This is a genomic window from Catenibacterium faecis (assembly GCF_014306455.1).
Taxonomy (GTDB): Bacteria; Bacillota_I; Bacilli_A; order Erysipelotrichales; family Coprobacillaceae; genus Catenibacterium; species Catenibacterium mitsuoka_A.
Genome location: NZ_JACRWG010000070.1, coordinates 1 through 10,697, shown reverse-complemented (window position 1 = coordinate 10,697; position 10,697 = coordinate 1). Strand labels below are relative to the sequence as shown.

Below are 10,697 nucleotides of genomic sequence, written 5' to 3'. Positions count from 1 at the left end.
AAGGCGATACAGAAATATAAGGCGACACATTATGCATAAAAAAATTGCCTGCCACTACGTGGCAGGCAAGGGTACATGTTTTTAATTATTTCACCTGTCTACTTGACAGGGGCGGTTCATTTGTGTATAACTCATTTTTTTATCCATTTAATGTATAGCCCTGTGAGTAGTAAATGACTACTGGCATACCAGTTGTAATAGTATTGTACATAGTACCTGCAAAACTTACTGGAAGGTTAACACATCCGTGTGAACCACCAGACACATAAAGATTACCACCAAAACTAGATCTCCAGTTTGCATCATGGAAACCAATACCTCTATTGAATGGCATCCAATAACTTACAGGAGATTCATAAGGATACTTACCTGTAACAGGATCCTTAGTACCCCTTAATACTCTATTACGTTCTTTAGAATAAATATAATATGTACCAGCTGGAGTATAACGATCATTTGTCATCTTACCTGATACACAATCTGACTGAAGAACACACTGACCATTCTTATAAATCCATAGATGCTGACGAGATAAGTCAACTTCAACATAATTACCACCAAGACCATAATTCTCAGTAGACTGTTCTTTAGCACTATAAGCAGGAGCTCTCTTAACAGCCTTACCAGCATTTAATTCTTCTTTAATCTTTGCGATTTCTTCTGTCTGATTCATCTTATAACCATAAGTACCACCACTTACAGTTCTTACGCCTAAACCTGTTGCATTAAATGTATGTGTCTTACCAACAGTATTGGCTTTAGTTGCAAGTGTATAAACAAAGCTCTTCATACGTTTATTCCAGATTTCTTCGTTATAGCTATAAGTACCATCTTCATTCTTAACAAGCCATGTTAACATCTTTTCACTATTTAAGACTTCACTCTGATTGTTAGGTAGTTCATAAGTAATAGAAGTCTTTAAATATTTCTTTAATGTTTCAGCTTCAGATTTAACAGTTTCAGTTGTTTTTCCAGGGATCTTATATGCATCCTTTACTTTAGCAACATTTAAACTAGTTTTCTGAAGACCAACAGCTTTATTCACAGCTTCATAAACAGTCTCTTTATTTAAACTATTTCCAGCTTTTTCCTTTTGTACAGTAAATGAACCATTCTCATACTTCATACGTGCATCTGTAGGCGCTGTCTGGTTTTCATCCTTTAACTGATTCTTGCTATAAAGAACATCCTTTAACTTATTTTCATCATAAGAAGTCTTAGTCTGAATAGTTTTCTTATTTCCTTTGTGATTAAATAAGTAGTTCTTGAACCATGTAAATGAATCCTGTTTCTTCAATAAAGCCTCAACTTTTCCATCAGGAACATAACTCATGTCAATTTCTTTTGCTGAAATAGTTTCGGTAGTCTTATTTCTAAACTTCATTTCTAAAGTGTAGTTTAACTGATTTTCAGCAATCTTCTTTTCTGCATCTGCAACACTTAACTTACCTACATTTACATTATTAATATAAGTAGAAGGTAAGAAGCGATCACTATAAGCTGTACCCATATGATGAATATAGAGGAATACTGATAATCCAAGAATCACGAGTACAGATACAATAATTACAATAATCTTATTTCTTTTCTGCATATTTGTCATGTTATCTTTCTCTCCCTTATACTACCCCTTCTAATTCATTGATTATAGCAAACATTTGTAAAAAGGTAAATCAAGATTTGTGAAATGACTTAAAAATACACAACTTGTACAAAAGAAGTTAGTTTTAACTTATTTATTTGTGAATAAATATTTTATAAATAGTGAGGTGTGATTATTAGTACGTTGTGTGTAGTGACAAAGAATGTACAGAAATGTGTGTAGGTGATTCGAAAATAGTCTCTCTTAAATAAGCAATTCTTCAAATATTGGAGTATTAAATAGTATGGAGGATGTGACTATATGGCAATACCAACAAGTATTAAAACATTATTATCTGGCGATGTTGTTGAATGGGCAAGAATTGAATTGAAACAAACTTGGGATCCAGCAGCATCTTTGAAAACTATATGTGCATTTGCGAATGATCTTGATAATTGGGGCGGTGGATATATTATTATTGGAGTGCAAGAGGTTAATGGAAGACCCATTTATCCGCTAAAGGGAGTACCACCTGAAAAATTAGATTCTTTCCAGAAAATATTTTTGCGAAATGCAAACTTCTTAGACCGTCTTATACACCGATAATTAGTGTTGAAAAATATCAAGGTAAGTATTTTATTGTAATATGGTGTCCAGGTGGTGATAATAGACCATACTCATCGCCAAAGACGATGGAGAGAAATAATAAAGAGAGAATACATTACATTCGTAAAGCTTCAAACACTGTGGCACCATCTGATGATGAAGAAAAGGATTTATTTAATCTAGCAAATAGGGTGCCGTTTGATGATAGAGTAAATCATCAAGCAGAAATAACTGATCTGAATATAACTTTGATTCAGAATTATCTGAGAGAAATAGGAAGTTCACTATATGAAAAATCAATAACTGGAGATTTCACTGAATTATGTAGTGATATGAATATTATTAGTATACTTCCGGAATACGTTAAACCTAAGAATGTAGGGTTAATGTTTTTCTGTGCACAACCGGATAAATTTTTACCGTAAAAGGCAAGTATGCTTTTAAGGATTGTCGTTTGCCAAACTATCTTCCAAAAGATGGATATACTACGCTTGTCATAGGTTTTGTAAGACTTAGTGGTAATAAACTGATTTTACCATATTCAAATGCTTACAAGAAAACACATAAATGTGTAGAGATTACCATCCCACCCACATTACTTGATAAGAAAGTTAGGGAAATCCGTATCATACCGAAAGCAAACCCTAGGTTTTTTGAAATTCAATATATCTATGAATCTGAATGTATTCAAAGAAACTTAAATATAAATAATGCACTGGCAATTGACCTTGGTATTAATAATCTTGTAACAGCGGTATCAAGTAATGGCAAGACATTCATCATTGATGGTAAGCGACTTAAATCCATAAATCAGTGGTACAATAAGCAAAATGCACATTTACAGTCTGTAAAAGATAAACAAAATATTGGAAAAAGACCTACCAATAAACAAAAAGCCAATACTCGCAGCAGGAATAATAAGATTAATGATTATATGAACAAGATTGCACGCACAATCATAGATTATTGCATCAATAATGATATTGGAACACTTGTAGTTGGCTATAATGAAACTTTCCAGAAGAACAGTAGTATTGGTAAAGCCAATAATCAGACATTTGTAAATATACCTTATGGACAACTTCGTTTTAAGCTAGAGTACCTTTGTGAGATTAATGGCATTGTCTTTGTAAAGCAGGAAGAAAGCTATACTTCAAAAGCATCGTTTTGGGATAAGGATGATATTCCTATTTACAATAACGACAACCCACAAAGCTATACATTTAGTGGAAAGCGAATACATAGAGGTATGTATCAATGTTTAAATGGTAAATGTCTTAATGCTGATGTAAATGGTGCATTAAATATTTTGCGTAAAAGTAATGTTGTGTCCCTTGTGGGGCTATACAGTAGAGGCGAGGTGGACACGCCTGTAAGAATAAGGATTGCCTAGCAATAGGTGGAAACTTAAATGTCAAACTTCTTAAAAAGAGCCGTTAGGCTCTCTGAAGCCCATTACCTTTAGGTGATGGGTAGTTCACACATGAAGCATTTATGAAACAGGAGTCAAAAGGAGCCAAAATTGGGCTGAAAGGAGCCAAAATTGGGCTGAAAGGAGCCGAAATTGAGGAAAAAGGAGTCAAAGTTGATGCAAAAGGTGCCAAAAAAGGAACTGAAAGAAGGTTGGAGATACTTAATAGAATGAGAGAAAATCCTTTTGTAACACAGGTTAAGCTAATGGAAGAGTTTAATCTATCTAGAAAACAGATTCAAAACATCATTCAATATTTGCGTTTAAATGGGTTAGTAGAAAGAGAAGGCTCTAATAGAAGTGGTAAATGGATAGTGAAGAAATAATATATTACTACATTTTCTGCACTGTATGATATTAGAAAAACATTGTATATATCGATGTTATTTTGATTTGTGATGAGAGTGACTGTTAAATACATTAACAAGTCGCTTTTTTTCACAGTTATTTAATATGTGTTATAATGAGATCAAAGTGAGGTAATGCTATGAAAATATATTATGAAGTACATGGAAATGGTTATCCGATTATCTTATTACATGGTAATCAGGAAAATAGAAAAATATATGATCAATTAATCAAGGATTTAGAAAATGATTATCAATTAATCGCAATGGATTCACGTTATCATGGTAAATCTATTAAGAGTGGTCCTTTAACACTAGATCGTATGGCTCAGGATGTGATGGATGTCGCAAATGAATTAGATTTAGTAGCATATGATGTCATTGGCTTTAGTGATGGTGCGAATATCGCACTTACACTTGCAGGAAAAGATGACCGTTTAAAACATATGGCACTTCTTTCACCTAATGCCACTCCTCAAGGTATTAAATGGTATTATCGACTCCATATGTATATGACATTACTCTTATTGCCAATATTCTGTATATATGATAAGAGATCAAGAACACGTTTTAAGCTCATTTCGTTTATGACAAAAGAGCCACATTTTACTGCGGATTACTTATCAGAACTTAAGATTCCAGCTTTATTACTATCTGGTGAACATGATGTAATCAAGGATTCTGATTTCACATTTATTCAGTCATCATTGCCTTATTGTGTACATAAGGTGATTAAGGGTTCACCACATTTCTTATTAGGTGATCAATATGATAAAACATTAAGAGAAATAAGGGGGTTTTTATATGCCTGTCATCACGAAGCATAATGTATTAGATATAAAGAATGTTGTATTTGGAGAAGGAACACCTAAGATTTGTCTTCCTATTGTAGATACAACTAAAGAAGATATTATTGATACTTTAGATTCTTATAAGGATTTAGATTATGATGTAGTAGAAATTAGACTTGATTTCTATGAAGGATTAAAAGAAGGACATTTGACAGATGCATTAGAAGAAATTAAGAAACATACAGATAAACTTGTATTAGGTACAATCCGTACTGTGAGTGAAGGAGGAGAAGGAGAACTTACTTCTCTAGAGTATATACATTGTATTAAAGAAATCTGTGATGCATATGTAGATCTAGTAGATATTGAGTTATCACAGGGATATGAATCTGTGATGGAGCTTGTTCAGTATGCACATAAGAAAGGTGTTCATGTTATTATGAGTGAACATCATTTTGATGAAACACCTTCAAGAGAAGATATGCAGGAAACACTCGAAAAGATGGAAATATTAGGGGCTGATTTACCTAAACTTGCTGTTATGCCAGAAAGTAAAGAAGACCTATTAACACTTTTAGAAGCCACTCTTTATTCAAGTCAGCGCTTGGGAAGGCCTATTATTACTATGTCCATGGGTAAACTAGGACGCTTGTCACGTATGATGGGGGAATACTTTGGTTCATGTATGACCTTTGCGACAGCTAAGGATGTGAGTGCACCAGGACAGGTTCCTCTTGATGATTTGAAAAAAGTATTAGAGGTTCTACATGATTAATTTAGAACATGCGAAAAAGGCATTTGATAATTATGTCAATCGTTATGATCTCTCTATCCCACATATTCATCTTAAATATGTGCATTCTTATAAAGTAATGGATGTTATGGGTGAACTATGTGATATGAAAGAAAAAACTGAAGAAAAAGACTTATGTCTATTAATCGGCCTATTACATGATATAGGCCGTTTTGAACAGTTTCGTGTTTATCATTCTTTCTTGGATAGAGAAACAGTGGATCATGCAATGTATTCTTCACATATATTATTTGAAGAGGGACTTATTAGAGAGTTCATAGAAGAAGATACATATGACACAATTATTAAAAATGCTATAGAACAGCATAATAAATACAAAGTAGAAGAAGGCTTTAGTGAAGAAGAACTCTTTTACATACATATGATTAGAGATGCAGATAAATTAGATCATTTTCGTGTTAAAGATGTAGAAAAGGATATAGTATTACTAGGTGTTACTTATGAGGAAGCAGGAAAAGAATCTATAACTGATGAAGTCTATCAACAGTTCTGTAAACATCAACTTATTTATGCTCCTACAAGAAAAACACATTTAGACATGTGGATTTCTTATATTGCTTTTATATTTGATCTTTATTTTGATGAAAGTAAATCATATATTGAAAAAAATCATTATATTGAAAGAAGTTTTGATAAAATAAAAATAGAAGACCTAGAGATATTAAAGAAATATCGAGCGCTAGAAAAATGCGCACTAGAGTATATTAAAGGAGGATGCGTATGAGTTTACCAAAGGATTTCCTATGGGGTGGTGCTTTAGCGGCTCACCAGTTTGAAGGTGGTGTATTAGACACTACTAAAGGTTTAAGTGTTGCTGATGTAATGACAGGCGGAAACGTATCAACACCACGTGTGATTACTGATGGAGTAAAGGAAGGATTATATTATCCAAACCACATCGGTATTGATTTCTATCATCATTACAAGGAAGATATCAAGCTATTCGCAGAAATGGGCTTTAAATGCTTTAGAACATCTATTGCTTGGACAAGAATCTTCCCATTAGGTGATGAAGAACAGCCTGATGAAGAAGGTTTACAGTTCTATGATGATGTATTTGATGAATTATTAAAATATGGTATTGAACCAGTCATCACATTATCTCACTTTGAAATGCCTTATCATCTTGCTAAGGAATATGGCGGATTCATGAACAGAAAGACTATTGATTTCTTTGTAAAGTTCGCAGAAGTATGTTTCAAGAGATATAAAGATAAAGTTAAATATTGGATGACTTTCAATGAAATCAACAACCAGATGAACTATAAGAATGATATTTTCGGATGGACTAACAGTGGTGCTCATTTTGGAAACTATGATAATCCAGAAGAAGCAATGTATCAGTGTGGTCATTATGAATTAGTAGCCAGTGCAAAGGCAGTGAAGATTGGCCATGAAATTAATCCTAACTTCTTAATTGGTAATATGATTGCGATGGTTCCTATTTATCCATTCTCTTGCCGTCCAGCAGATATGGTATTATCCACTGAAATGATGCATCAGAGATGGTTCTTCTGTGATGTGCAGTGCCGTGGTCATTATCCACGTTATGCATTAAAGATGTTTGAAAACAAAGGCTTTAACTTAGATATCACTGAAGAAGATAAAAAAGCTTTAGCCGCAGGTACAGTAGATTATATCGGATTCTCTTATTACATGACTAATACTGTAGACTCTACAGCACATAAAGATGTTTCTAAATCTTTAGATGGATCTAGTGAACATTCTGTGGCTAACCCATTCATTAAAGTATCTGACTGGGGATGGGCTATTGATCCAGAAGGTTTACGTTATGCTTTGAATCAGATGTATGAAAGATATGAAAAACCATTATTTATTGTAGAAAATGGTTTTGGTGCGATTGATAAGAAGGAAGAAGATGGCAGCTGTCATGACCCATATCGTGTAGATTACTTAAGAGCACATATTGAACAGATGAAGAAAGCTGTAGAAATTGATGGTGTAGACTTAATGGGTTATACCCCATGGGGATGCATTGACTGTGTCTCTTTTACTACAGGTGAAATGAAGAAACGTTATGGCTTTATCTATGTAGATCGTAACAACGATGGAAGCGGTACACTAGAAAGAAGTAAGAAAGATTCATTTGACTGGTATAAGAAAGTTGTTGCAAGCAATGGTGAAGATTTAGGTTAATTCGCCCTCAACATTGCGAAAAAAAGAAACCCATGAGAAATGCTTGACATTAGGCTCGTGGGTTTTTATACTGTTTAAGGGTAAACATTCTTGATGTTTATCAATAATTGAAAAAACGTTGATAAATTCAACATTTTTTCATGTTAATAAATTATTGATGAGATATTTTTTTATCTCAAGCATATTAGTTGCATGTGCAACTAATTTAGACTAATATAGAATTAGAAAAAAATCTATTAGGTATTTCATCCTAATAGATTTTCTTATGAGGAGGGTAAATAACATGGAGGTAATCAAGAGAGATGGCTCAAAGGTAGCTTTTGATGGAAGTAAGATTGAAAATGCGATTTTAAAGGCTATGCGCTATGGCAGCGGTATTGTGAAACCTGAAATTGCATCTAAGATCTCACATGAAATTGAAGACTGGCATAAATCAAGTGGAGCAGCATCTATCAGCATTTATCGTATTGAAGGACAGGTTTTTGAAAAATTAATTGAAAAGGGAGAAGTACTAACTGCCAAGGCTTATGAAGGCTATCGTAAGGTAAGAGAGTTCCAGAGAGAAACTAATACAATTGATAATGCGATTTATGGTATTGTCAATCAGACTAATAAAGAAGCAATGGATGAAAACTCTAATAAAGATGCGACTGTATTAGCGACTCAGAGAGACTTAATTGCTGGTGAATTCTCTAGAGACTATTGCCGCCGTTTATTATTACCACCAAAGATTGTACAGGCACATGATGATGGTATTATTCATTTCCATGATATGGATTACTATATCCAGAAGATGCATAACTGCGATCTAGTAAACTTAAAGGATATGTTTGCGAATGGCACAGTTATTAATGATAAATTGATTGAAACACCTAAGTCTTTACAGACAGCATGTACTGTTGCAACTCAGATTGTTCAGCAGGTTGCTAATGGTCAGTATGGAGGACAGACAATCTCTATCTCTCATTTAGCACCTTATGTACGTGTATCATATAAGAAACACTTAAAGGCTGTAAGAAAAGAAGGCAAAGAAGTGGGTATTGATTATACAGAAGAACAGATTGAAAAGATCGCAAAGTCTCGTCTTCATGAAGAAATCAAAGCGGGTGTACAGACTATCCAGTATCAGATCAATACATTCTCTACAACTAATGGTCAGGCTCCATTCTTATCTATTTTCATGTATTTAAGAGAAGAACCAGACTATATTGAAGAAACAGCTTTATTAATTGAAGAAATCTTAAAACAGAGATATATCGGTATGAAGAATCCTGTGGGTGCTTATGTCACTCCAGCATTCCCTAAATTACTTTATGTATTAGATGATAATAATGTACCTGATGATTCACAGTATCGTTATTTAACAGATTTAGCGGTTAAGTGTGTATCTAAGCGTATGATGCCTGATTTCATCAGCGCAAAGATCATGAGAGAAAACTATGAAGGACAAGTATTCCCTTGTATGGGATGTCGTTCATTCTTATCTCCATGGAAGAATGAAAAAGGTGAATATCAGTGGTATGGTCGTTTTAACCAGGGTGTAGTTACACTTAACTTAACTGATGTTGGTTTATCAGCTAACAAGAATATGGATTCATTCTGGAAGATTCTAGATGAACGTTTAGATTTATGTTATGAAGCATTGATGTTAAGACACGAAAGCTTAAAGGGTACTCCTTCAGATATTTCTCCAATTCATTGGCAGTATGGTGCCATCGCAAGATTAAAACCAGGAGAAAAGATTGATTCATTATTAGATACTTGTTATTCTACATTATCATTAGGCTATATTGGTTTATATGAATGTGTAGTGGCATTAATTGGTCAGTCTCATACTACTGAAGAAGGCGATGCATTAGCTCTTGAAATTATGCAGAAATTAAGAAATACATGTGATAAGTGGAAGAAGGATACAGGTTTAGGATTTGCCTTATATGGCACTCCTGCAGAATCTACTACTTATACATTAGCACGTGCATTAAAGAAGAGATTTGGAGTCGTACCTGGTGTAACAGATAAAGACTATATTACTAACTCTTATCATGTCAATGTAAGAGAACATATTGATGCATTCTCTAAATTAGGCTTTGAAGCGAAGTTCCAGAAAATCTCTTCTGGAGGAGCTATTAGTTATGTAGAAGTGACTAATATGACAAATAACTTTGATGCCATGAAAGAATTAATTAACTATATGTATGAAACAATCCAGTATGCTGAAATCAATACTAAGTCTGACTATTGTCAGGAATGTGGTTTCTCTGGAGAAATCTTATTAGATGAAAATAATGAATGGTATTGTCCTAACTGTGGTAATAGAAACCATAAGACTTTAAATGTATGTCGTAGAACATGTGGTTATCTTGGTGATAACTTCTGGAATAAGGGACGTACACAGGAAATCAAAGAACGCTTTGTACATTTAGACAATAGAGTATATCAGGAAAATAACTAGAAAGCCTTGTATCATTAAGGTCTTAAGAGATAACCATGACTGGTTATCTCTTTTTATGTAAATGGGTGGTGATTTTTCGCTTATTTACTATGTTTAGAGCTCATATAATAATCGGTAATATTAAAAGTAGTATTACTGGGATATATCATGGAATAACTAAAAGAGAGATGCCTTTATTCCTAAATGAACAGGAGTATAGGTTTAACCATAGAAAGATGGGAAAGACTGTTATGGATAAAATCAAGAAATACCTACAGAAATCATTTCCTATCAGTCATAGACAGATAGTATATATCCTGAATATTACTGCTCTACATTTCTCTTAAATCGTTACCTGTTGATTATGGGTATTCAAATGTGCTAAGGATAAAATAAAAATGTAGGTAAAAGACAACATAAGAATGTTGGAAAACCTACATAATTATTTTGTCCTTTTTCATTTTATTGATATTATCTTGCCGGAGGTAATATCGATGA

Annotated in this window: 10 protein-coding genes; 9 read left to right on the top strand and 1 reads right to left on the bottom strand. The window is 33.5% G+C overall.

Features of this window, described 5'->3' with window-relative positions; translation table 11 throughout:
- Positions 1–139: 139 nt before the first annotated feature.
- Entirely contained in the window at positions 140–1,603 is a 1,464-nt protein-coding gene (locus H8909_RS11650) for a L,D-transpeptidase family protein (protein WP_117459006.1), read from the bottom strand.
- 300 nt (positions 1,604–1,903) lie between these two features.
- Here H8909_RS11650 and H8909_RS13340 point away from each other — a divergent pair, with 300 nt between their 5' ends.
- From H8909_RS13340 to nrdD, 9 genes are all read left to right on the top strand, one after another.
- Positions 1,904–2,188 carry an AlbA family DNA-binding domain-containing protein gene (locus H8909_RS13340; RefSeq protein ID WP_202985968.1) on the top strand — a complete coding sequence of 95 codons (285 nt, stop codon included), beginning with the start codon at positions 1,904–1,906 and terminating at the stop codon, positions 2,186–2,188.
- Positions 2,189–2,274: 86 nt separating this feature from the next.
- On the top strand, positions 2,275–2,613 hold the full coding sequence (locus H8909_RS13335; protein ID WP_202985967.1) for a hypothetical protein: 339 nt from the start codon (positions 2,275–2,277) through the stop codon (positions 2,611–2,613).
- A 29-nt stretch (positions 2,614–2,642) separates the two neighbouring features.
- On the top strand, positions 2,643–3,581 hold the full coding sequence (locus H8909_RS11640; protein ID WP_202985966.1) for an RNA-guided endonuclease InsQ/TnpB family protein: 939 nt from the start codon (positions 2,643–2,645) through the stop codon (positions 3,579–3,581).
- A gap of 101 nt (positions 3,582–3,682) precedes the next feature.
- On the top strand, positions 3,683–3,985 hold the full coding sequence (locus H8909_RS11635; protein ID WP_187012953.1) for a winged helix-turn-helix transcriptional regulator: 303 nt from the start codon (positions 3,683–3,685) through the stop codon (positions 3,983–3,985).
- A gap of 161 nt (positions 3,986–4,146) precedes the next feature.
- Positions 4,147–4,833, top strand: a complete 687-nt coding sequence (locus H8909_RS11630) for an alpha/beta fold hydrolase (RefSeq protein WP_187012952.1) — start codon at positions 4,147–4,149, stop codon at positions 4,831–4,833.
- A complete protein-coding gene (aroD, locus tag H8909_RS11625; RefSeq protein WP_187012951.1) occupies positions 4,811–5,572 on the top strand; it encodes a type I 3-dehydroquinate dehydratase in 762 nt (253 codons plus the stop codon). Before H8909_RS11630 ends, aroD begins: the two co-directional genes overlap by 23 nt.
- Complete coding sequence (locus H8909_RS11620) at positions 5,565–6,335, top strand: HD domain-containing protein (protein WP_187012950.1); 771 nt, start codon at positions 5,565–5,567, stop codon at positions 6,333–6,335. The genes aroD and H8909_RS11620 overlap by 8 nt, the downstream gene beginning before the upstream one ends.
- The gene (locus tag H8909_RS11615) at positions 6,332–7,768 is read left to right on the top strand and encodes a 6-phospho-beta-glucosidase (protein ID WP_187012949.1); all 1,437 of its coding nucleotides are present in this window, start codon (positions 6,332–6,334) and stop codon (positions 7,766–7,768) included. The genes H8909_RS11620 and H8909_RS11615 overlap by 4 nt, the downstream gene beginning before the upstream one ends.
- A 283-nt stretch (positions 7,769–8,051) precedes the next feature.
- Positions 8,052–10,220, top strand: coding sequence for an anaerobic ribonucleoside-triphosphate reductase (gene nrdD, locus H8909_RS11610; protein WP_006504557.1), 2,169 nt, complete (start codon positions 8,052–8,054; stop codon positions 10,218–10,220).
- The last annotated feature ends 477 nt before the right edge of the window (positions 10,221–10,697 follow it).